Annotated in this window: 23 protein-coding genes, 2 tRNA genes, 1 pseudogene and 1 other annotated feature; of the genes and pseudogenes, 24 read left to right on the top strand and 2 right to left on the bottom strand. The window is 46.1% G+C overall.

The window, feature by feature from the left end; translation table 11 throughout:
* Nucleotides 1–94 precede the first annotated feature (94 nt).
* A complete protein-coding gene (locus ACNFN4_RS01630) occupies nt 95–283 on the bottom strand; it encodes a hypothetical protein (protein WP_129003862.1) in 189 nt (62 codons plus the stop codon).
* A 107-nt stretch (nt 284–390) separates the two neighbouring features.
* Between ACNFN4_RS01630 and ACNFN4_RS01635 the strand changes: the two genes are divergently transcribed.
* From ACNFN4_RS01635 to ACNFN4_RS01695, 13 genes and pseudogenes are all read left to right on the top strand, one after another.
* The gene (locus ACNFN4_RS01635; protein ID WP_151296291.1) at nt 391–618 is read left to right on the top strand and encodes a WYL domain-containing protein; all 228 of its coding nucleotides are present in this window, start codon (nt 391–393) and stop codon (nt 616–618) included.
* Entirely contained in the window at nt 611–838 is a 228-nt protein-coding gene (locus ACNFN4_RS01640; RefSeq protein WP_073982288.1) for a LexA family protein, read from the top strand. The genes ACNFN4_RS01635 and ACNFN4_RS01640 overlap by 8 nt, the downstream gene beginning before the upstream one ends.
* A gap of 140 nt (nt 839–978) precedes the next feature.
* Nucleotides 979–2505, top strand: a complete 1527-nt coding sequence (locus tag ACNFN4_RS01645) for a recombinase family protein (RefSeq protein WP_073982287.1) — start codon at nt 979–981, stop codon at nt 2503–2505.
* Between the two features lie 31 nt (nt 2506–2536).
* A pseudogene (gerE, locus tag ACNFN4_RS01650) lies at nt 2537–2623 on the top strand (spore germination transcription factor GerE); the annotation flags it as partial.
* 186 nt (nt 2624–2809) lie between these two features.
* On the top strand, nt 2810–3250 hold the full coding sequence (locus tag ACNFN4_RS01655; RefSeq protein ID WP_014418574.1) for a MarR family winged helix-turn-helix transcriptional regulator: 441 nt from the start codon (nt 2810–2812) through the stop codon (nt 3248–3250).
* A 7-nt stretch (nt 3251–3257) separates the two neighbouring features.
* The gene (gene racE, locus ACNFN4_RS01660; RefSeq protein WP_012118125.1) at nt 3258–4076 is read left to right on the top strand and encodes a glutamate racemase; all 819 of its coding nucleotides are present in this window, start codon (nt 3258–3260) and stop codon (nt 4074–4076) included.
* A gap of 105 nt (nt 4077–4181) precedes the next feature.
* On the top strand, nt 4182–5267 hold the full coding sequence (locus ACNFN4_RS01665) for a GerMN domain-containing protein (protein ID WP_014418573.1): 1086 nt from the start codon (nt 4182–4184) through the stop codon (nt 5265–5267).
* A 109-nt stretch (nt 5268–5376) separates the two neighbouring features.
* The gene (gene rph / locus ACNFN4_RS01670; protein ID WP_007612934.1) at nt 5377–6114 is read left to right on the top strand and encodes a ribonuclease PH; all 738 of its coding nucleotides are present in this window, start codon (nt 5377–5379) and stop codon (nt 6112–6114) included.
* A gap of 11 nt (nt 6115–6125) precedes the next feature.
* Nucleotides 6126–6722, top strand: coding sequence for an XTP/dITP diphosphatase (locus ACNFN4_RS01675; protein ID WP_087920775.1), 597 nt, complete (start codon nt 6126–6128; stop codon nt 6720–6722).
* A 15-nt stretch (nt 6723–6737) separates the two neighbouring features.
* On the top strand, nt 6738–7247 hold the full coding sequence (locus ACNFN4_RS01680; RefSeq protein WP_021494403.1) for a YfcE family phosphodiesterase: 510 nt from the start codon (nt 6738–6740) through the stop codon (nt 7245–7247).
* A 113-nt stretch (nt 7248–7360) separates the two neighbouring features.
* Nucleotides 7361–7434: transfer RNA gene (locus tag ACNFN4_RS01685), tRNA-Arg, on the top strand.
* 124 nt (nt 7435–7558) lie between these two features.
* Nucleotides 7559–7632: transfer RNA gene (locus tag ACNFN4_RS01690), tRNA-Arg, on the top strand.
* Between the two features lie 250 nt (nt 7633–7882).
* Nucleotides 7883–8068 carry a hypothetical protein gene (locus ACNFN4_RS01695; protein WP_007408136.1) on the top strand — a complete coding sequence of 62 codons (186 nt, stop codon included), beginning with the start codon at nt 7883–7885 and terminating at the stop codon, nt 8066–8068.
* 39 nt (nt 8069–8107) lie between these two features.
* On the opposite strand, the gene ACNFN4_RS01700 is transcribed toward ACNFN4_RS01695, so the two are convergent.
* Nucleotides 8108–8458 carry a hypothetical protein gene (locus ACNFN4_RS01700; protein ID WP_029973361.1) on the bottom strand — a complete coding sequence of 117 codons (351 nt, stop codon included), beginning with the start codon at nt 8456–8458 and terminating at the stop codon, nt 8108–8110.
* A gap of 422 nt (nt 8459–8880) precedes the next feature.
* Nucleotides 8881–9132 (top strand) — a binding site (T-box leader).
* A 119-nt stretch (nt 9133–9251) separates the two neighbouring features.
* Here ACNFN4_RS01700 and ilvB point away from each other — a divergent pair.
* The 11 genes from ilvB to lonB all read left to right on the top strand — a co-directional run bounded on the left by ilvB (nt 9252) and on the right by lonB (nt 23242).
* Entirely contained in the window at nt 9252–10976 is a 1725-nt protein-coding gene (gene ilvB / locus ACNFN4_RS01705) for an acetolactate synthase large subunit (protein WP_029973362.1), read from the top strand.
* On the top strand, nt 10973–11491 hold the full coding sequence (gene ilvN, locus ACNFN4_RS01710; protein WP_003152598.1) for an acetolactate synthase small subunit: 519 nt from the start codon (nt 10973–10975) through the stop codon (nt 11489–11491). Before ilvB ends, ilvN begins: the two co-directional genes overlap by 4 nt.
* A gap of 22 nt (nt 11492–11513) precedes the next feature.
* Nucleotides 11514–12542 (top strand): ketol-acid reductoisomerase, encoded by a 1029-nt coding sequence (ilvC, locus tag ACNFN4_RS01715; protein ID WP_014418562.1) that lies wholly within the window; start codon nt 11514–11516, stop codon nt 12540–12542.
* A complete protein-coding gene (locus tag ACNFN4_RS01720; protein WP_021494398.1) occupies nt 12529–14085 on the top strand; it encodes a 2-isopropylmalate synthase in 1557 nt (518 codons plus the stop codon). Before ilvC ends, ACNFN4_RS01720 begins: the two co-directional genes overlap by 14 nt.
* A 20-nt stretch (nt 14086–14105) precedes the next feature.
* The gene (gene leuB / locus ACNFN4_RS01725; RefSeq protein ID WP_003152604.1) at nt 14106–15203 is read left to right on the top strand and encodes a 3-isopropylmalate dehydrogenase; all 1098 of its coding nucleotides are present in this window, start codon (nt 14106–14108) and stop codon (nt 15201–15203) included.
* A gap of 49 nt (nt 15204–15252) precedes the next feature.
* The gene (gene leuC / locus ACNFN4_RS01730; protein ID WP_014418559.1) at nt 15253–16671 is read left to right on the top strand and encodes a 3-isopropylmalate dehydratase large subunit; all 1419 of its coding nucleotides are present in this window, start codon (nt 15253–15255) and stop codon (nt 16669–16671) included.
* A gap of 15 nt (nt 16672–16686) precedes the next feature.
* Nucleotides 16687–17286, top strand: coding sequence for a 3-isopropylmalate dehydratase small subunit (gene leuD / locus ACNFN4_RS01735; protein ID WP_007408146.1), 600 nt, complete (start codon nt 16687–16689; stop codon nt 17284–17286).
* A gap of 117 nt (nt 17287–17403) precedes the next feature.
* Nucleotides 17404–18408, top strand: coding sequence for a DNA damage checkpoint antagonist DdcA (gene ddcA / locus ACNFN4_RS01740; protein ID WP_021494396.1), 1005 nt, complete (start codon nt 17404–17406; stop codon nt 18406–18408).
* A 216-nt stretch (nt 18409–18624) separates the two neighbouring features.
* Nucleotides 18625–19911 carry a trigger factor gene (tig, locus tag ACNFN4_RS01745; RefSeq protein WP_448199950.1) on the top strand — a complete coding sequence of 429 codons (1287 nt, stop codon included), beginning with the start codon at nt 18625–18627 and terminating at the stop codon, nt 19909–19911.
* 259 nt (nt 19912–20170) lie between these two features.
* On the top strand, nt 20171–21433 hold the full coding sequence (gene clpX, locus ACNFN4_RS01750; protein ID WP_007408149.1) for an ATP-dependent protease ATP-binding subunit ClpX: 1263 nt from the start codon (nt 20171–20173) through the stop codon (nt 21431–21433).
* Nucleotides 21434–21583: 150 nt separating this feature from the next.
* A complete protein-coding gene (gene lonB, locus ACNFN4_RS01755) occupies nt 21584–23242 on the top strand; it encodes an ATP-dependent protease LonB (protein WP_014418557.1) in 1659 nt (552 codons plus the stop codon).
* The last annotated feature ends 98 nt before the right edge of the window (nt 23243–23340 follow it).

The following is a 23340-nucleotide window of genomic DNA, read 5'->3' on the forward strand; positions in this document are numbered from 1 at the left end:
GATGGGGCTTTTTTTTATGCTTTTAGCGGCAGTTATTACGCGTGAATAAGCGGAGAGAAGGGGAAAGCTATTTTAGTTTCTTCATTATATTGTCTCAAAACATCCACTTGTTTTTGTGCTTATCCCACTTCAGCATACGCTGCCTCATGAGGTTCTTCACTGCTTCCCGGATTGCGCGTTCATCCTTACCAGTTTTTCTCTTCAATTCATCCAAGGAGGGGTTTTTCCCGAAGCGGGTCATATTAATGATGATCCTGTATACTTTCCTCTCAAAGTCATTCATTTGAATTACCTCCTGAAGAGAATAATACCAGAACAAATATTCTCTTTTCAACTTGAAATAGAACAAAAGTTCGTATAATATGATAGTAAATAAGGAGGGGCAGCAGCATGAAAGCATTGCTAAATCGTTCGTTAAATGAAAAATCAGCATTAGACATGATTTATATAAAAGCTGATGGAACAGTCTCGAAAAGAACCATCATAGTGCGCCAGGTAAAACAGAATTTTATCCGGGCATTTTGTTTTAAGAGTAGGCAGACAAAAACATTTAGGATAGACAATATTCTTGCCGTTGCCCCGGCCAATTATAAAAAAGGGGTAAGGAATCATGCGTGATATGACGAAAAGGCAATCCGAAACACTGCAAGCGATTATTCATTTCATTAATGAACACGGTGTGGCTCCGACTTATAGGGAGTTAATGAAACACCTCGGTTTAAGCTCTACGAGCACAGTAAAGGGGCATCTCGACAAATTAAAAGAGAAGAATTACATCACGTGGCAGAATGGTTGCCCGCGTACGCTGAAATTAGAAAAAAGAGCTCAGCAATTCTGAAGCTCTTTTTCTATTGACTGCACTTTTTTCGGGCCAGCGTACGAATTGGACAAGAACTGACGTTCGTTAAAGTTGTAGGCTGCCCGCAACCATTATGATATAATTTTGAAAAATGTACCTTTTGCAAACGGGGTGATATTTTGTTTTTTGAGGAAAAAAATACAGAGGAATTGATCAGATATGAAGATTATCCCTACGCGGTTTATGCCAGGGTTTCGTCTGAAAAGGATAGCCAAACAACATCCATACAAAACCAGATAGACATATGCCATCACTGGATTGAAAAAAACAACTATGAATGGAAAGACGAGGCTATCCAGCTGGACGATGGTATAAGTGGAACAATTCTTCTCGACCGTAAAGCCATGCAGTTAATTTTAAACAAGGCCAAGAATCACAAATTGAAAATGGTTGTATTTAAATCCATCAGCCGGCTTGCAAGGGATCTGAAGGATGCGCTAGATATAAAAGAGGTTTTGCTGGCGCACGGCGTTCGTGTAGTTACGCTGGAAGAGGGATATGACAGTTTATATGAAGGAAAAAACTCAATGAAGTTCGAAATGTTTTCCATGTTTGCTGCTCAATACCCACAGACAATATCGGTTTCAGCAAGTAGCGCGCTCGCAGCGAAAGCAAGGCGCGGGGAACATTCAGGCCGGGTTCCGTATGGGTATAAGAAAAACGGCAAGTTTCTTGAAATTTACGAAGAACAAGCAAAAGTGATTCGCATGATTTTTGATTTATACAATAATCACGGTTACGGCCAAAAGAGAGTTGTGCACAAATTAAATGAAGAATTGCTGCTCGGCAATATTCCCAAGCCTCAGCAGAATGAGCGATGGCAACTATCAACTGTTCAGAGGATTTTACAAAATCCGATCTATTGCGGTGTGTTCATTGCAAACCGGTATACTCAAGTGAAAATCGGGGGCCGAAAAAAGTTCATCCGTAACCCAGAGGAAAAATGGACGATTTATAAAGACTGGGCGCCGAAGATCATTACACTGGAAGATTACGAAAAGGCGAATAATAAAAAGCATGTGCTGAAAAAACGGCGTTTCAATCCGAAGAACGAACTTCGCGGCTTAATGAAGTGCGGTGTTTGCGGCGCGAACATGGTCATCCTGTTCAGTTATAGACGCAGGAAAAAAGACGGCGTGAAAGTGGAGCACAATTATGTGAAGTGCAGCGCCTACCGACGCGGAGGGAAAAACATGTGTATTTCTCACCCGCCCATCCAGTATAAAGATTTACGCGAAATAGTTATTGAAAAGCTCAAGGAGAAGGGCCGTAAATTAAAACTGAATGTGAAATCAGATTATGAAGAGAAAAAGAAAAGGCGGATCAGAGAAACAAAAGTTCAAATTGAGGCAGCTGAGAAAAAACATAAACGGCTGCTGGAATTATTCCTCGAAGACCAAATGATCTCAAAAGCGGAATTCCAATCCAAGCGGAAAGAGATCGAGGAACAATTGGAACAGTTAAACGATAAGCTGTTTCTGCTTGAGCGTGAAGAAGAGGAATCAATTGACATTACCAACATTAAAATCGCTTTTAGTCTTCTAAAGAAAAAGGACCAGGATTTGTATGAGGCGTTTCATGCGCTTATCGAAAAATTGGTCATTCATGAAGATGGAACCGTTGATTTTCATTATAAATTCCAGTGATCATTCTCATTTATGTTTGCAAAAGATATGCATAACAAATGCCATGCAGAAGTTAGGTGTGAAAGGGCGTTCGCAAGCTGTTGTCGAGCTTCTTAGAATGGGTGAGCTAGAGCTCTGATTCTTGCCGGTTTTCCTTCTTTTCGAGAAGGAGCCGGTTATTTGCGTTGGCGCCCGGGCTGATGGGCATGCGGTGAAAATCCCGGTTTTTCCTTTTTCTCCGTCAGTCTTGCATTTTCTTAAAAAAAGAAGGAAAATAGACACGGAGCGCATAGCCCAGAAAGATCCTTGAGTGAGGGATGGACAAATGACATCAAAATCTGTAGAGCATGTTGCGGATATCGAAAAATCACTCCGCCATATCGCTGCGATCATTAAACAAAAAGGAAGAGAAATCCTTAACCAATATGCAATTACACCGCCGCAATTCGTGGGGCTTCAATGGCTTTATGAATTGGGGGATATGACAATAGGCGAATTATCAGCCAAAATGTATTTGGCTTGCAGCACGACGACGGATCTGATAGACCGCATGGAAAAAAATAAGCTTGTCGAGCGGGTCAAAGACCCGGCTGACAGACGGGTCGTCAGAATTCATCTTCTCGCTGAAGGAGAGCGCATTATCCAAGAAGTGATTTTGAAAAGACAGGCTTATTTGCGGGATATGTTTGCGACATTTTCCGAAGAAGAAACAGCCGCTTTCGAAAAATCATTATTGAAACTGCAGCATGAAATGAAAAGAAAATGAGGCGATTTTGTTGGAACAGCCGATAGGAGTCATTGATTCCGGGGTTGGCGGGTTAACCGTTGCTAAGGAAATCATGAGACAGCTACCGAAGGAAAATATCATCTATGTGGGAGATACAAAACGCTGCCCGTACGGCCCGCGTCCTGAAGAAGAAGTTCTTCAATACACGTGGGAAATGACCGATTACCTGCTGGAAAACCACCATATCAAAATGCTCGTGATCGCCTGCAATACGGCCACGGCCATTGCCTTGGAGGATATTCAGCGCAAAACGGATATTCCGGTTGTCGGCGTCATTCAGCCGGGTGCGAGAACGGCGATAAAGGTCACGAAAAACCAGCATATCGGCGTCATCGGCACGGTCAATACCATTAAAAGCAGAGCGTATGAGCAGGCGCTGCTCGGGTTAAACGCAGAACTTCAAGTTGAGAACACGGCTTGTCCGCTGCTCGTGCCGTTTGTAGAAAGCGGACGGTTTCTTCAGGAATCGGCGGAGGAAGCGGTTGAAGCATCGCTTGAACCTTTAAAAGGTACATCAATTGACACCTTGATTTTAGGATGTACGCATTATCCGATTTTAAAAGATCCGATTCAGAACTATATGGGAGAGCATGTGAAAATCATTTCCTCCGGAGACGAGACGGCGAGAGAAGTGAGCACCATCTTGTCTTATAAAGGTTTGTTAAACCAATCGAAACATGCACCGGAGCATCAATTTCTTACAACGGGGGAGCGGAACGGTTTCGCAAAAATTGCCGAAGACTGGTTCGGCCACGAAATCGGCCATGTCGAGTGCATCTCCCTTCAAGAGCCGGTCAGAAAATAAATCAAAAAACCCGCTGTTTACGGCGGGTTTTTTTGCGCTTCCCGGTCTATTTCCCGGACAGGGCTCGTATACATCATAGTACAAACAGCCTTAGGAGGGAAAAGTATGCTGAAAAAAGGACCTGCAGTCATTGCTGCAACATGTCTTACTTCGGCTTTTGTGTTATCTGGATGCGGTTTGTTTCAATCCGATAAAACAGCCGGGGAAATTGACCCGCCTCAAGACATTTCATATGTAAAGGATGAAGCGGGAATTCAGGCAAAACCAAAGCAGTCAGAGAAAAACGGCACTTCTAAAGCCGACCAGCCGGCCAATACAGTCATGCGAGAGCTGTATCTGATTGATAAAAACGGCTATGTCGCAGCACAGACACTGCCTCTTCCGAACAGTGAGGGAACCGCAAAGCAGGCCCTTGAGTATTTGGTTCAGGGAGGGCCTGTGTCAGAAATCCTGCCGAACGGCTTCAGAGCGGTGCTCCCTGCGGATACGACGGTAAATGTTGATATTAAAAAAGACGGCACTGCCGTCGCTGATTTTTCGAAGGAATTTAAAAACTATAAAAAAGAAGACGAACAAAAAATCCTGCAATCGATTACATGGACGCTTACCCAATTCAGCTCAATAGATAAAGTCAAAATCAGAATCAACGGGCACGAGCTGAAAGAAATGCCTGTGGGCGGCACGCCTATTACGGGCGACTTAAGCAGAAAAGACGGGATTAATATTGAAACGGCCGGAGTGAATGATCTGACAGACACCCATCCGCTGACTGTATATTATCTGGCGGAAACAGAGACAAGCGAATACTACGTGCCTGTCACAAAGCGGATTGACAATTCGGAAACAAATGACATCACCGCTGCCGTTGAACAGCTCGCTGACGGACCGGGCAAAGCAAGCGGGCTTTTGACGGACTTTAATAACGATGTTAAGCTTCTCAGCAAGCCGAAAGTGAAAGACGGCCAGGTTACACTGGACTTTAACAGCTCTATTTACGGAAGCGCCGACGAAAAAACAAAAATGGTATCATCGGGCGTACTGGACAGCATCGTTCTCACGTTAACCGAACAGCCGTCGATCAAAAGTGTTTCTATAAAAGTAAATGGAAAATCAGAACTGGTGAATGAAAAAGGAGAATCCCTTTCAAAACCTGTTTCGAGGCCGTCACAAGTGAATACGGGTAGTTTTTAATTTGCGATTTTTGATATACTAGTAAAAAAGAGGTTAGCGTTCCGGCTGCCTCTTTCTTTATTCACAATCCGGAACAAAAGGTTTATGTACATATAATCGGAGGTAAAATATGAGACACGACGGAAGACAGCACGATGAGCTGCGCCCTATCACATTTGATTTGGATTTTATCACTCACCCGGAAGGCTCGGTTTTAATTACAGCGGGAAATACGAAGGTCATCTGTAATGCATCTGTGGAAGACCGGGTGCCGCCATTTTTACGCGGCGGAGGAAAAGGCTGGATCACAGCGGAATACAGTATGCTTCCCCGCGCGACGAATCAAAGAACGATAAGAGAATCTTCAAAAGGAAAGGTCTCCGGCAGAACGATGGAAATTCAGCGGCTGATCGGGCGCGCGCTCCGGGCCGTCGTTGATTTGGAGAAGCTCGGCGAACGCACGATCTGGATCGACTGTGACGTCATTCAAGCCGACGGCGGAACAAGAACGGCTTCCATTACGGGCGCCTTCTTGGCGATGGCCATTGCGATCGGCAAACTCGTAAAAAGCGGCGTTATCAAAACCTCTCCTGTGACAGATTATCTCGCGGCCATTTCTGTCGGGATGGATAAAGAAGAAGGCCTTCTTTTGGATCTGAATTATGAAGAGGATTCGGCGGCTGAAGTCGACATGAATATTATCATGACGGGAAGCGGACGTTTTGTAGAGCTTCAAGGGACGGGCGAAGAAGCCACATTCTCCCGTGAAGATTTAAACGGACTGTTAAGTCTTGCCGAAAAAGGAATCCAGACGCTTATTCAAAAGCAAAAAGAAGTGCTGGGAGAAACATTGCCTGAACTGAAATAAGAAAGAGAGGCCTGATCACCGTGAAAGAAGCCATTATTGCGACACACAATCAGGGAAAAGTGAAAGAATTCAAGGAAATACTCGAACCGAAAGGCTACAGCGTCTCTTCTTTGGCGGAAATCGGATTTACGGAAGAAATTGAAGAAACCGGACATACCTTTGAAGAAAACGCCATCTTAAAAGCGGAAGCCGTGGCAAAAGCCGTAAACAAAATGGTCATTGCAGATGACTCCGGTTTATCGGTGGACAACCTTGGAGGCAGACCGGGCGTTTATTCAGCCCGTTATGCCGGAGAAGCAAAAGATGATAAGGCGAATATGGACAAGGTGCTGTCAGAATTAAAAGGCATCGAAAAAGAGCAGCGCACGGCCCGTTTCCGCTGCGCCCTTGCCGTCAGCATGCCGGGGCAGGAAACAAAAACGGTCGAAGGTCATGTTGAAGGGTATATTGCGGAAGGACCCGAGGGGGATAACGGGTTCGGCTATGATCCCATTTTTATTGTAAAAGATAAAGATAAAACCATGGCCCAGCTGACAAGCGCTGAGAAAAACAAAATCAGCCACAGGGCTGAGGCGCTCAAGAAACTGTCAAAGCTGCTTGATTCATAAGGGGGAGCGTATGCAATGAAAGTGCTGATAATAAGTGACAGTCACGGCCTTGAAGATGAGCTGGAGACGATTGCAAAGCGGCACGAAGACGAAGCGGATCTGATGATTCATTGCGGTGATTCAGAGCTTGACGCCGCACATCCGGCGCTTACGCCGTATCACACGGTAAAAGGCAATTGCGACTTTGGCGGCGGGTTTCAGGATGAACTCCTTCTGGACGCCGGTTCAAAGAAAATTCTGGCCGTTCACGGGCATCTTCACGGCATTAAACAGTCACTTTTAACTGTTTTTTACCGGGCGGAAGAGCTTGGGGCGGATATCGTCTGCTTCGGCCATTCACATATTGCTGGGAGTGAAGAGCTTCGGGGCAAGCTTTTGATTAATCCGGGCAGCATCCGTCTTCCGAGAGTCCGCAATGTGAAAAGCTATGCCATTCTTACTCTTACAGAAAGAGAAGGCGCCGTGACATTTTACGACGAAACGGGTCGGGAATTGAAGGACTTGGAGACTACAATCAGTTTTTAACAAGTGATGGGGGAGATTTCATTCTTCCCCATCAAAAGTTTTTAAAAAAATATTGACTTATGATTTGAACCTGTATATAATAAATCTTGTCGCTGATACATAAAGCAAAAGCTGTCCCAGTAGCTCAGCTGGATAGAGCAACGGCCTTCTAAGCCGTCGGTCGGGAGTTCGAATCTCTCCTGGGACGTACAAAAAAAGAGCTGGTGACATCAGATTGAAAACTGATGCCGCTGGCCTTTTTTATCGGATGACTATATTGTCAATTCGCTGATATCATGGTAAAATGATCAGCAGAACAATTTGATTTTCATGTCCCAGTAGCTCAGCCGGATAGAGCAACGGCCTTCTAAGCCGTCGGTCGGGAGTTCGAATCTCTCCTGGGACGTATAAAAAACCTCAAGCCCTGACAATGGGTTTGAGGTTTTTTTGTATTTTATTTTTAATTTTACGAAACAAAAGTTCCGTATTTGATGAAAATTGTAAAGTAATTTTAATATAAATGAAACTTAATGTAATATTTACCGTAATAAATATATGTATAAAGATACTTAAGGCGCCCTTGAGTGATAAATTATCTAATTTCTATCATGCGTTTTGTCAATAATTGATAGAAAGACAGCAGGAGGAATTAGCTTTTGAAGTACGCATTTGCATATAAAAATCACAATATAGAAACGATCTTTTGCGGAAAAGACGAGCTGTTTGAGGAACTGAAGCAATTTTTAATCACTCAATGCGGTTTAATCATTGTTGAGGTTTCAAGGGCTGATTACTATACGGAGCAGGAAATGAATCAATGGAATGACCGTTATACTCTGTGAATAAGAAAAGAAACCGGCCGTGTGAGACCGGTTTTTGTATCATCTGAATCCGCTCGGAGCGCTGAAGCCCCCGGCATGGCCGCTGAAACCGCCCCCGAGCGCGCCGGGATGTGCCCCGGCGCCGAGGCTTCCGCCGACGTCACTGAAGGATTGGCCGTAGTACCCGGATGTATAAGGGTATGGGACGAATTGCTGTCCGGCGAATGACAGCGTGCTTTGCGGGGTCTGCTGTCCGTATCCGGATGACGGGAATCCCTGCTGAAAAGAAGGGTCACCTTGATATGGTGCTGTATGCATCGGGGCCGGAGGATAATAAGACTGCGGCGGTAAGACCGGTAAAGGCGGAAATCCGGGAGGCAGGCCCTGCATGCCTGATAACATCTTATTCATGACATCACTCATTTCTTACGAGATAAGAACAGTGTATGCGTATGTCTGTATAAAGAGCCTGTTCAATCGAACGGAATATCTGACAAGCATGCCGGAAGGACAGAGAAAAATCGTGTAATAAAATGTGACATATTCGTATATGAACGGAAAAATTTCATGTAATCTTGAGAGATTAATAAAAAAATGATAAAAACTTTTAATATTTACAGATCCCTTTGTACCAGTAATGAAAGCGTATACAAAGTAGATTGATTAATCTAAATTGTCTAATAATTATAAAAATGCTGTTGACACTGTCTGCAAACGGGCGTAATATGAGTTCAAACAAAAATAAATAAATGATTCACGCTAAAAAGAAAAATCATAAAACACTGAAAAAACAAACAAATGAAGGTTCTTTTTTAATAAAAGAGCTGCCATAATAAAAAGCGCAGAAGAGGATAAGTAGCTTTGCTGAAGTTTTTCACAGAGAGCCGGTAACGCTGAGAGCCGGTAAAACAAATCAAAGTGAACTCCCCTCAGAGTGCCGGTCTGAAATGTAAAGAGTAGGACTCGGCCGAGTGAACGCAATGTTTACTCGTTATCAAAACGGATAATCATTATCCATGAGACGGTCTGCATATGACCGTAAACAAGGGTGGTACCGCGGAGAGCAAAGCCTTTTCGCCCCTTTTGGCTATCGCATGAAATGCTTGGCTGAATGTGGGTGGGAAGGCTTTTTTATTTGCGTCAGCCGGCGCTGCGTTTTATGAATTGGATTTTAGAAGGGAACATTGAAAAGGAGGAACTGAAAATGGGCACAAATGTACAGGCGGATTCTTTGTCTGCCGATTGTACAAAAACAATGAACGGGGCTCTGATGCTGATTGAATCATTAAAGAAAGAAAATGTCGAGATGATCTTCGGCTATCCGGGGGGAGCCGTCCTTCCGATTTACGATAAACTGTATCAATCAGGGCTGGTCCACATCCTGCCCCGCCACGAGCAAGGCGCGATTCACGCGGCAGAAGGGTATGCGCGAATCTCCGGAAAGCCGGGGGTTGTGATTGCAACCTCAGGACCCGGCGCGACAAATTTAGTTACCGGTCTTGCGGATGCGATGATTGATTCACTGCCGCTCGTAGTATTTACCGGGCAGGTGGCCACTTCGGTCATCGGCAGCGACGCTTTCCAGGAAGCCGACATTTTAGGAATTACGATGCCGATTACGAAACACAGCTACCAAGTCCGCCGTCCGGAAGATCTCCCCCGTGTGATTAAAGAGGCTTTCCATATCGCCACGACGGGAAGACCGGGCCCGGTATTAATTGATATACCGAAGGATGTCGCAGCATTTGAAGGAGAGTTCAGATATGATCACGAGATCAGCCTTCCGGGTTATCAGCCGGTAAAAGAGCCTAACTATCTGCAGATCCGAAAGCTCGTGGAAGCTGTCAGCAGTGCGAAAAAGCCGGTTATTTTAGCCGGAGCGGGTGTTTTGCACGGTAAAGCTTCAGAAGATTTAAAAAATTATGCCGAACAGCAGCAAATACCGGTAGCCCACACGCTTCTCGGTCTGGGCGGTTTCCCGGCAGACCATCCTCTTTTTCTGGGAATGGCGGGGATGCACGGCACATACACAGCGAATATGGCGCTTTACCACTGTGACTTGTTGATCAGCATCGGAGCGCGGTTCGATGATCGCGTGACCGGAAATCTGAAGCATTTTGCAAAATCGGCCAAAGTAGCGCATATCGATATTGATCCTGCTGAAATCGGAAAAATTATCGAAACGCAGATTCCGGTGGTCGGCGACAGTAAAATCGTCCTTCAGGAATTATTGAAGCAAAACGGAAAACAGGGACAAACAGAGGAATGGAAACAGCAGCTTTCAGAATGGCAAGAAGAATATCCGCTTTGGTATACAGACAACAGAGAAGAGGGCTTGAAACCCCAAAAGCTGATTGAGTATATTCACCAATTCACAAACGGAGAGGCGATTGTGGCGACGGATGTCGGCCAGCACCAGATGTGGGCGGCTCAGTTTTATCCTTTCCGAAAGGCTGATAAGTGGGTGACCTCGGGGGGGCTCGGCACAATGGGCTTCGGCCTTCCGGCGGCTATCGGAGCGCAGCTGGCCGATCGTAACGCCACGGTCGTTGCCATCCTCGGAGACGGCGGTTTTCAGATGACCCTTCAGGAATTAGATGTCATCCGGCAGCTGAATCTTCCTGTCAAAGTGGTTATCTTGAACAACGAATGTCTGGGCATGGTCAGACAGTGGCAGGAAATCTTCTATGAAGAACGCTACTCTGAATCCAAATTCTCGGCGCAGCCTGACTTTGTCAAATTGTCAGAAGCCTACGGCATTAAAGGCGTCCGGATTTCATCGGAAGAAGAGGCGGAAGAAGAGCTTAAAAAGGCGCTTTCATCAAAAGAACCGGCCGTTATTGACGTCCGGGTCGCCAAAAGCGAGAAAGTATTCCCGATGATTGCGCCGGGTAAAGGACTTCATGAAATGGTGGGGGTGAAACCTTGAAACGCATTATCACATTAACGGTGGTCAACCGCTCGGGAGTATTAAACCGGATCACCGGCCTGTTTACAAAAAGACACTATAATATCGAAAGCATCACTGTAGGCCACACGGAAACAAGCGGTGTTTCAAGGATTACATTTGTCGTCCATGTGGAAGGCGAAAATGACGTAGAGCAGCTGACAAAGCAGCTTAACAAACAAATTGACGTCCTGAAAGTGACGGATATTACAAACCAATCAATTGTACAGCGTGAGCTGGCATTAATCAAAGTTGTTTCCGCACCGTCGGCCAGAACGGAAATCAATGGAATCATTGAGCCGTTCAGAGCTTCCGTCGTTGATGTCTCAAGAGACAGCATCGTCGTTCAGGTTACCGGCGAATCTAATAAAATCGAAGCGCTCATAGAGCTTCTCAAACCTTACGGAATTAAAGAAATCGCGAGAACGGGCACAACGGCTTTTGCGAGGGGAACCCAGCAGAAGGCGTCATCCAATAAAACAATTTCAATTGTATAACACAAAAAAGGGAGAGATTAAAATGGTAAAAGTATATTATAACGGTGATATCAAAGAGAACGTATTGGCAGGTAAAAAAGTAGCGATTATCGGTTACGGTTCACAAGGTCATGCACACGCGCTGAACTTAAAAGAAAGCGGAATTGATGTCATTGTCGGCGTCAGACAAGGCAAATCATTTACACAGGCCCAAGAAGACGGTCATAAAGTCTTTTCGGTAAGAGAAGCGGCTGCCCAGGCTGATATCATTATGGTTCTTCTTCCGGATGAACAGCAGCAAAAAGTATATGAATCTGAAATCAAAGATGAATTGACGGCGGGCAAGTCATTGGTATTCGCACACGGATTTAACGTCCATTTCCATCAGATCGTGCCTCCTGCTGATGTGGATGTATTCCTTGTCGCCCCTAAAGGACCTGGACACCTTGTCAGAAGAACATATGAACAAGGCGCGGGCGTACCGGCATTGTTTGCCATCTACCAGGATGTATCAGGCGAAGCGAAAGATACGGCTCTTGCTTATGCAAAAGGAATCGGCGGAGCGCGTGCGGGCGTTCTTGAAACAACATTTAAGGAAGAAACGGAAACGGATTTGTTCGGTGAGCAGGCTGTTCTGTGCGGAGGTTTAACAGCGCTTGTCAAAGCGGGTTTTGAAACGCTGACAGAAGCCGGCTACCAGCCTGAACTCGCATACTTCGAGTGTCTGCACGAACTGAAGTTGATCGTAGACTTGATGTATGAAGAAGGATTGGCGGGCATGAGATACTCTATCTCCGATACGGCTCAATGGGGAGACTTTGTATCAGGACCGCGCGTAGTCGATGCGAAGGTAAAAGAATCGATGAAACAAGTATTAACGGATATTCAAAACGGTACATTCGCAAAAGAATGGATCGTGGAAAACCAAGTGAACCGTCCTCGTTTCAATGCGATCAATGCAAGTGAAAACGAGCATCAGATTGAAAAGGTCGGCAGACAGCTTCGTGAAATGATGCCGTTTGTCAAACAAGGCAAAAAGAAGGAAGCGGTGGTCTCCGTTGCGCAAAATTAATGTTTTCGACACGACCCTTCGTGACGGTGAACAATCCCCCGGGGTCAACCTCAATTCCCGGGAGAAACTGGCGATAGCCAAGCAGCTTGAAAGACTCGGGGTGGACATTATTGAAGCGGGATTTCCCGCTTCATCCCGAGGTGATTTTTTAGCCGTGCAGGAAATCGCAAGAACGATTAAAAATTGTTCGGTAACAGGGCTTGCCCGATCTGTCAAAGGTGACATCGACGCAGCCTGGGAAGCGCTGAAAGACGGGGCCAGCCCGCGGATTCACATCTTTATCGCCACCTCTGACATTCATCTGAAGCATAAGCTGAAAATGACGCGGGAAGAGGTTAAGGAAAAAGCGGTTGAAATGGTGAAGTATGCAAAAGAACGCTTTCCGATCGTTCAATGGTCAGCAGAAGACGCATGCCGCACCGAACTTCCGTTTCTGGCTGAAATCGTAGAAAAAGTGATTGATGCCGGCGCGAGCGTCATCAACCTGCCGGACACTGTAGGTTACCTGACGCCGGCTGAATACGGAAACATCTTTAAATATATGAAGGAACACGTTCCGAATATCGGCCGGGTAAAGCTTTCAGCCCATTGCCACGATGATCTCGGAATGGCGGTTGCCAACTCACTTTCGGCAATTGAGAACGGCGCAGATCAAATTGAATGCGCCATTAACGGCATAGGAGAAAGAGCCGGGAACGCCGCGCTAGAGGAAATCGCCGTTGCGCTTCATGTCAGAAATGACGCGCATCAAGCCGATTCATCCCTCAATCTTCATGAATTGAAGCGGACGAGTGATCTTGTCAGCAAACTGACGGGCATGGCCGTTCCCCGCAATAAAGCAATCGTCGGAGATAACGCTTTCGCACATGAGTCCGGCATTCACCAAGACGGTTTCCTGAAAGAAAAATCAACATATGAAATCATTTCACCGGAACTTGTCGGCGTGACTGCTGATGCGCTCGTACTCGGAAAGCATTCCGGACGCCATGCGTTCAAAGACCGCCTGAATGCGCTTGGATTCCAGTTTGATAGTGAGGAAATCAATAAATTTTTTACGATGTTTAAAGAACTGACCGAAAAGAAAAAAGAAATCACCGATGATGACTTGATTTCTCTTATTTTAGAAGAAAAAGTGACGGACAAAAAAATCGGCTATGAATTTTTGTCTCTGCAAGTGCATTACGGGACGTCTCAGGTGCCGACTGCAACAGTCTCTTTAAAAAATCAGGAAAACGAACAGCTGATTCAAGAGGCGGCAACGGGGGCGGGCAGCGTGGAAGCCGTTTATAACACGCTCGGGCGCTGCATCGATAAAAATATTGAACTGACAGACTACCGCATCCAATCCAACCGGAAAGGCGAAGACGCGCTGGCTCAAGTTTTTGTCAGAGTGACCGTGAACGGAAAAGAAACATCAGGGCGGGGAATCGCGCAGGATGTTCTGGAAGCTTCTGCTAAAGCTTATCTGAACGCCGTGAACCGGCAGTTGGTGCTGGATTGCAATTTAGACGGATTAAAGAGACAGACTGCGGTCGGCTCGTAATAGAAAGGAGAACGTTTGATTTGAAAAAACGCATTGCTTTGCTGCCCGGTGACGGAATCGGACCGGAAGTGGCGGAATCAGCGGCAGATGTATTGAAAAGCGTTGCCGAACAATTCGGACATGAATTTGAATTTGAAAACGGGCTGATCGGGGGAGCAGCTATTGACGCCCATCAAAACCCCCTTCCTGAGGAGACGGTGGCTCTTTGTGAAAGATCCGACGCCATCCTGCTCGGAGCCGTCGGCGGGCCGAAATGGGACCAAAATCCTCCAGAGCTCAGACCGGAAAAAGGCCTGCTTGGCATCAGAAAAAAACTCGGCCTGTTTGCCAATCTGCGTCCCGTGACCGTATTTGAAAGCCTGTCTGAGGCTTCTCCGCTGAAAAAAGAATATATCAGCGGCGTCGACTTTGTAATCGTCAGGGAACTGACGGGCGGCCTCTACTTCGGAGAACCGAGCAGACAGTATGTCAATGAAGCGGGAGAAAAGGAAGCGGTCGATACCCTTTTTTATAAGAAAGAAGAAATCGCACGCGTTGTCAGAGAAGCCTTTAAGATGGCTGCCGGCAGAAAAGGAAAAGTGACGTCCGTCGATAAGGCGAATGTGCTTTCATCAAGCAGGCTGTGGCGTGAAACCGCAGATGAAATCGCAAAAGAATTTCCTGATGTGACGCTTGAACATATGCTTGTCGATAATGCCGCGATGCAGCTCATCTACGCTCCGAGCCAGTTTGACGTCATCGTAACTGAGAATATGTTCGGCGATATTTTAAGCGATGAAGCTTCCATGCTGACAGGTTCGCTCGGCATGCTGCCGTCAGCCAGTTTATCAAGTTCAGGTCTTCACTTGTTTGAACCCGTGCATGGATCTGCGCCTGACATCGCCGGTAAAGGGATGGCCAATCCGTTTGCGGCGATTTTATCAGCGGCGATGCTTTTGAGAACATCTTTCGGGCTTGAAAACGAAGCTCAGGCGGTGGAAAAGGCGGTCGCAAAGGTGCTTGCAGACGGCAGCCGTACACGTGATATCGCCCGGGACGGCCAATATGCCGGAACGCATGACATTACTGAAAAAGTAAAAGCCGCATTAGCCGGCTCGAATACAAAATCTATAGTGTGACGCTTTAAAGAAAGCGGTCTTAGTTCATAGGTAGAGGGAGGAAACAAAGATGATGCCTCGAACAATCATCGAAAAGATTTGGGATCGGCATGTTGTAAAAAGCGGTGAAGGAAAACCCGACCTTCTCTATATTGATCTGCACCTAATTCATGAGGTGACGTCTCCTCAGGCGTTTGAAGGGTTAAGGCAGAAGGGGAGAAAGGTCAGACGGCCGCAGAACACATTCGCGACGATGGACCACAATATTCCGACCGTCAACCGTTTTGACATTAAAGATGAAGTCGCAAAGCGCCAAGTAACCGCGCTTGAACGGAATTGTGAGGAGTTCGGCGTCCGTCTTGCGGATCTTCACAGCGCAGACCAGGGAATCGTTCACGTGGTCGGGCCTGAGCTTGGTCTGACACTTCCGGGAAAAACGATCGTTTGCGGAGACAGCCATACATCGACTCACGGCGCGTTCGGAGCGCTTGCCTTCGGTATCGGCACAAGTGAGGTGGAACATGTTCTTTCCACACAGACATTATGGCAGCAGCGGCCGAAAACGCTTGAAATCCGCGTTGACGGAACGCTCCAAAAAGGAGTGACCGCGAAGGATGTCATCTTGTCGGTCATCGGAAAATACGGGGTGAAATTCGGTACCGGATATGTCATTGAATACACCGGGGAAGTATTCAGAAACATGTCTATGGACGAACGCATGACGGTCTGCAATATGTCAATAGAAGCGGGAGCACGGGCGGGACTGATCGCTCCAGATGACACGACGATTGAATATTGTAAAAACCGTAAATACGCGCCAAAAGGCGAGGAATTTGAAAAAGCCGCCGCAGAATGGAAAGCGTTACAAACCGATCCGGGCGCCGTATACGATCATTCCATCGTGTTAGACGGCAGCGAGATTTCTCCAATGGTAACATGGGGCGTCAATCCCGGCATGGTTCTTCCGGTCGATGCCCAAATACCGGCGCCGGAAACCATTGATTCTGAAGACGGTAAAAAAGAAGCCATCCGCGCGTACGAATACATGGGAATCGCACCGAATCAAAAAATTGAAGATATTAAAGTCGAGCATGTGTTTATCGGCTCCTGTACAAATTCGCGGATGACCGATCTTCGCCAGGCTGCGGATATGATCAAAGGCCGAAAAGTCGCTGACAGCGTCAGAGCCATTGTGGTGCCGGGTTCTCAAAGCGTGAAACAGCAGGCCGAGGAAGAAGGGCTGCACCGCGTGTTTCTCGAGGCCGGCTTTGAATGGAGAGAATCAGGCTGCAGCATGTGCCTCAGTATGAACAATGATGTCGTGCCTGAAGGGGAACGATGCGCTTCCACTTCCAACCGCAACTTCGAAGGCAGACAGGGAAAAGGCGCGAGAACACACCTTGTCAGTCCGGCGATGGCGGCAATGGCAGCCATTCACGGGCATTTCGTCGATGTAAGAAAGTTTTATCAAGAAAAAACAGTTGTGTAAGGAGTGCGCGAAAAGATGGAACCTTTAAAAACGCATACGGGAAAAGCGGCCGTCTTAAACCGGATCAACGTCGATACGGACCAGATTATTCCGAAACAGTTTTTGAAAAGAATTGAAAGAACCGGATACGGCAGATTCGCGTTTTTTGATTGGAGATACCTTGAGAACGGTGAGCCTGATCCTGAATTTGAATTAAATCGCAAAGTCTATGAAGGCGCGTCCATATTAATTGCCGGAGAGAATTTTGGCTGCGGATCATCCCGTGAGCACGCTCCTTGGGCGCTGGATGATTACGGCTTCAAAATCATCATTGCTCCGTCATTTGCCGATATTTTTCATCAAAACTGTTTTAAAAACGGTATGCTTCCCATCCGTATGCCGTATGATCAGTGGAAAAAACTCGCCGGTCAATATGAAAATCAGTCTCTTAACATGACGGTTGATTTGGAAAACCAGCTCATTCACGACAGTGAAGGAAAAGAGATTTCATTTGAAGTCGATCCGCACTGGAAGGAAATGCTGATAAACGGTTATGATGAAATTTCATTAACGCTTCTGCTGGAGGACGACATTCAGCAGTTTGAATCGAAAAGAAGTTCATGGCTTCAAGCCTGAAAAAAGCCGCCCGGCATCTGTCCGGCGGCTTTTTTTACCGTGCGCACCATCCTTTCTTGTGTTTCATGACGCGTGTTGATACACTTGAACAAAATAGCGCCTGAAAGGAAATAAAGTATGACGCATGACAAGAAAAAAGCTGATATCATTCCTTTCCCCCGTCTGAAAGAACGCTTGGTTGATAAAGGGATGGCCGCCATGAAGGATAAACAGTATCAGGAGGCCCTCGAACTGTTCTCAGAGGCGGTAAGCCACGGTGATACCGAGTCCGACGTACATTTAGGCATGGCGATTTGTTTTCTGGAACTCGGGGAATTGGAAGAAGCAAAACAAGTTTGCGAGAAAATGCTGAATGAAGGGTACGGCCATTATTTTACCGTACTGCAGGTGTACATGACCATTTTAATTCAGCTGAAACAATATGAAGAAGTCAAAAGCACAATTGAAGCTGTGCTGGAAGAAAATCAGCTGCCCGCAGAAAGTGCGGAGCAATTCTACCGGCTGCTCGAATTCAGCCGCAAAATGACCGATCCCGACCAGCAGGATGAAGCATGGGAGGAGGAATACGAGGACATTCTTGATGCGGAAAAAGTGCTGAACAGCCCCGCTGAACAAATGAATCTGATTCATTCTCTTAAAGACCGCAATATTGCAAAATACACGGGTCTCTTAAAAACAATTCTTCAAGATCCGGCCGCGCATCCGCTTATCAAGACGATGATTTTGACGCTGATGGCGGAGCATGACTACAGCAAGCCGGTCCATATTACAAAATTCGGCGATTCAATGACCGCGGTTCCGAGTGAAACGGTTCAGCCTGATGCGGCTCCGATTTTGCATCGCGTTCTCCGGGTGCTTGATGAAACGCTCGGCAATGAAAACCCTACATTATACGCTGCCGTCGAGGAGCTGTGGAGAAGGCATCTGTATGTCCTGCACCCTTTTATGCCGAAGTTTTTGAACGCAGATTTATGGGCGGCGGCGCTTCATAAGGTCGGTTACGAGATGCACGGCATTGACATTGAGCCGGAGGAACTTCATATGATGTACGAGTTTGACAGCCGCGAACTCGAAGAAGCCTGCACGATGATTAAGGATATTGAAGAAATTTCTTATTTGTAAATCACGCCATATAGTTGAAAGCGGTAGGCGTTATGTTATAATATAGTGGTTGTATTTATGTATAGCGGTTTAACTGAAATGAGAATTACGGTTGGACAGGCTGCCAGTTCATTACATAATGATTCTGATTCAAAGCGGTTTTTTCTTTGACAAAGCCGCGGATTGCTTTAGAATGGAAGACCGACACAACCTGAATAGATTTTTGGAGGGAAACACATGTCTGTAAAATGGGAAAAACAAGAAGGCAATGAAGGCGTATTAACGGTTGAAGTTGATGCGGATACGTTCAAAACAGCTCTTGATGATGCATTTAAAAAAGTAGTAAAACAGGTTTCTATTCCTGGATTCCGCAAAGGGAAAGTTCCCCGCGGTTTATTCGAACAGCGTTTCGGCGTTGAAGCTCTTTACCAGGATGCTTTAGATATTTTACTTCCTGTAGAATACCCTAAAGCGGTTGAAGAAGCCGGCATTGAGCCTGTAGACCGCCCTGAAATCGATGTTGAAAAAATCGAAAAAGGCGAAAGCTTGATTTTCACTGCAAAAGTGACCGTAAAACCTGAAGTGAAACTTGGCGACTACAAAGGCTTAGGAATCGAAAAAGATGACACTGCCGTTACTGACGAAGATGTACAAAACGAACTTAAAGCGCTTCAAGAGCGTCAGGCTGAGCTTGTCGTGAAAGAAGAAGGCGCTGTTGAAAACGGCGATACAGTCGTTCTTGACTTCGAAGGTTTCGTTGACGGCGAAGCGTTTGAAGGCGGAAAAGCTGAGAACTACTCACTTGAAGTAGGATCAGGTTCATTCATCCCGGGCTTCGAAGAGCAGTTAACAGGCCTTGAAGCAGGCGCTGAAAAGGATGTTGAAGTAACATTCCCTGAAGAGTACCACGCTGAAGAGCTTGCCGGAAAACCAGCTGTTTTCAAAGTGAAAATTCATGAAATCAAAGCGAAAGAGCTTCCTGAGCTTAACGACGAATTCGCAAAAGACATTGACGAAGAAGTTGAAACGCTTGCTGAATTAACTGAGAAAACAAAAAAACGCCTTGAAGAAGCAAAAGAAAACGAAGCTGACGCTAAATTGCGTGAAGAGCTTGTTCTGAAAGCATCTGAAAACGCTGAAGCTGATGTTCCTCAAGCGATGATCGACACTGAGCTTGACCGCATGCTGAAAGAATTCGAACAGCGTCTGCAAATGCAAGGCATGAACCTTGAGCTTTACACTCAATTCTCAGGCCAAGACGAAAACGCGTTAAAAGAGCAAATGAAAGAAGATGCCGCAAAACGCGTAAAATCAAACCTGACTCTTGAAGCGATCGCTCAAGCAGAAAACCTTGAAGTAACGGACGAAGAAGTTGAAGCTGAGCTGACTAAAATGGCTGAAGCTTACAACATGCCGGTTGAAAACATCAAGCAGGCAATCGGTTCAACTGACGCGATGAAAGAAGATTTAAAAGTTCGAAAAGCAATTGATTTTCTTGTAGAAAACCGTTATTATGGTTCATAATAATAGACATAATAAAACAGGGCGCGATTAATTCGTGCCTTGTTTTGTACAATTATGATATAACTCTTTTTCTTGGGGCAAGATAGTCATTGCCGGGCTGTTTTTCGTCATACATATAGAATGTGCAAGTGCGAAACACATTGTTACCGTCTTACTGGAAAGTATGGTAAAATGCAATACATACTCGATCGTAGCAAGAACCGTTTTCTTTTGCCCTTCAGGTAAAAGAAAAAGTGAGACAAGATTAAGGGGTGAAAGAATGTTTAAATTCAACGAGGAAAAAGGACAATTGAAATGCTCGTTCTGCGGAAAAACGCAAGATCAGGTTCGTAAGCTGGTTGCAGGACCGGGTGTATATATATGCGACGAATGTATTGAGCTCTGTACAGAAATCGTAGAGGAAGAGCTTGGTACGGAAGAAGAAGTCGAATTTAAAGACGTTCCGAAGCCGCAGGAAATCCGTGAGATTCTGAATGAATATGTCATCGGACAGGATCAGGCGAAGAAATCACTTGCGGTTGCGGTATACAACCATTACAAACGCATCAATTCCAACAGTAAAGTGGATGATGTTGAGCTTTCTAAAAGTAATATTTCTTTAATCGGACCGACTGGAAGCGGGAAAACACTTCTTGCCCAGACGCTTGCGCGTATTCTGAACGTGCCGTTTGCGATCGCGGACGCTACATCTCTGACTGAAGCCGGATATGTCGGTGAGGACGTAGAAAACATCCTCCTCAAGCTGATTCAGGCAGCAGACTATGATGTGGAAAAAGCAGAAAAAGGCATTATTTATATCGATGAAATCGATAAAGTAGCGCGAAAATCTGAAAATCCGTCCATTACACGCGACGTATCAGGCGAAGGCGTTCAGCAGGCGCTGCTGAAAATTCTTGAAGGAACGGTTGCAAGCGTGCCGCCTCAAGGAGGACGCAAACATCCTCATCAGGAATTCATCCAGATCGATACGACGAACATCTTGTTCATTTGCGGCGGTGCATTTGACGGCATCGAACAAATCATCAAACGCCGTCTCGGACAAAAAGTCATCGGCTTCGGCTCAGATAATAAAGCGGCAGACCTGGAAAAAGAAGAACTGCTTTCTAAAGTTCTTCCGGAAGACTTGCTCCGTTTCGGGCTGATTCCTGAATTCATCGGCCGTCTTCCTGTCATTGCAAGCCTTGAGCAGCTTGACGAAACGGCACTGGTTGAAATTCTGACTAAACCGAAAAACGCACTCGTCAAACAATACAAGAAAATGTTAGAACTTGATGATGTCGAGCTTGAATTTGAAGACGAGGCATTATCTGAAATTGCGAAAAAAGCGATCGAGCGTAAAACAGGCGCACGCGGCCTGCGTTCTATCATTGAAGGCATCATGCTTGACGTCATGTTTGATCTGCCGTCCCGCGATGATATTGAAAAATGTGTCATTACCGGAGCGACAGTCGCAGACGGTGAAGCACCGCGTCTTGTATTAAAAGACGGCACAGTTGTCGGCCAAGATAAAACATCAGCATAACATGACAAAACCTCCTGACTCGAATTGATCAGGAGGTTTTTTTTCTTGTCCTGCCCCTTCTGAAAATGTTTATTCCGGGCTTTGCTGGGAGATACTAGCGGACAGAGGAATGAATTGGATACATAAATCGTTTTTTCAGGAGGGACCAGCATGAGTTGGACAGGGATCGCATTATTTGTACAGCTGTTTTTCGGGATAGTCATCGGATTATATTTTTGGAATCTGCTCAAAAACCAGCGTACACAAAAAGTGACGATAGATAAAGAATCAAAAAAAGAAATGGAACAGCTGCGCAAAATGCGCGCCATCAGTTTATCAGAACCTTTATCAGAAAAGGTGCGGCCGAAAAGCTTTCAGGACATTGTCGGCCAGGAAGACGGAATTAAAGCGTTAAAAGCAGCGCTTTGCGGACCGAACCCGCAGCATGTCATTATTTACGGTCCTCCGGGAGTCGGTAAAACGGCTGCGGCGCGGCTGGTATTGGAAGAAGCGAAAAAACATAAACAGTCACCGTTTCAAAAGCAGGCTGTATTTGTTGAACTTGATGCGACGACCGCGCGATTTGATGAACGGGGGATTGCCGATCCGCTTATCGGTTCAGTGCATGATCCGATTTATCAGGGAGCGGGTGCGATGGGCCAAGCGGGCATTCCGCAGCCGAAACAGGGGGCTGTGACCCATGCTCACGGCGGGGTATTGTTTATTGATGAAATCGGCGAGCTTCATCCGATTCAGATGAATAAAATGCTGAAGGTGCTTGAAGATCGAAAAGTATTTTTAGACAGTGCGTATTACAGTGAAGAAAATACGCAAATACCGAATCACATTCATGATATTTTTCAAAATGGGCTTCCGGCAGATTTCCGTTTGATCGGAGCGACAACGAGAATGCCGAATGAAATTCCGCCGGCCATCCGTTCGCGCTGTCTTGAAGTATTTTTCCGCGAGCTGGAAAAGGATGAACTTAAAATCGTTGCGAAAAAAGCAGCCGACAAAATTCAGAAAGAGATTTCTGACGAAGCTCTCAGTGTGCTGACCGCATATACGAGAAACGGACGTGAAGCCGTCAATATGATCCAGATCGCCGCCGGCATGGCGGTGACTGAGGACAGACAGGAAATTACGACAGAAGATATAGAATGGGTTGTTCATTCCAGTCAGCTTACGCCTAAAAATGAGCAGAAAATCGCCGATGAACCGCAAGTCGGCATCGTGAACGGACTTGCTGTCTACGGGCCGAACAGCGGCGCATTGCTGGAAATCGAAGTGAATGTCACACCTGCGCAGGACAAAGGAAGCCTGAATATCACGGGAATTGCAGAGGAAGAAAGCATCGGCAGCCAATCGAAGTCGATCCGCCGCAAAAGCATGGCGAAGGGATCTGTGGAAAATGTTCTGACGGTTCTGCGCACAATGGGCATCAAACCTTCAGACTATGACATTCACGTCAATTTTCCGGGCGGAGGCCCGATTGACGGACCTTCAGCAGGTATCGCGATGGCCGCGGGGATTTTTTCCGCGATTCACCGCATCCCGATCGACCATACGGTGGCGATGACGGGAGAAATCAGCCTGACGGGGCTTGTCAAACCGATCGGCGGCGTCATTCCGAAAATTAAAGCCGCAAAACAGGCCGGAGCAAAAACGGTCATTATCCCATATGAAAATCAGCAGTCCATTCTGAAACGAATAGACGGAATCACCATTAAAGCGGTAAAAACGTTCCAGGAAGTGCTTGACGTCATATTGGTTGACCCTCCTTCAGAACAAAAACCGTTTGATATCCAAATGAATAAAGAATCCGTATAAACCCCATTTTTATAATGGGGTTTTTTTATGGAGGACATCTTTTCCTTTTTCAGAACAGAAAGAAAGGGTATACTACGAAGAGACTGTTTTATATACAG

The sequence above is a fragment of the Bacillus sp. N1(2025) genome (assembly GCF_053470005.1).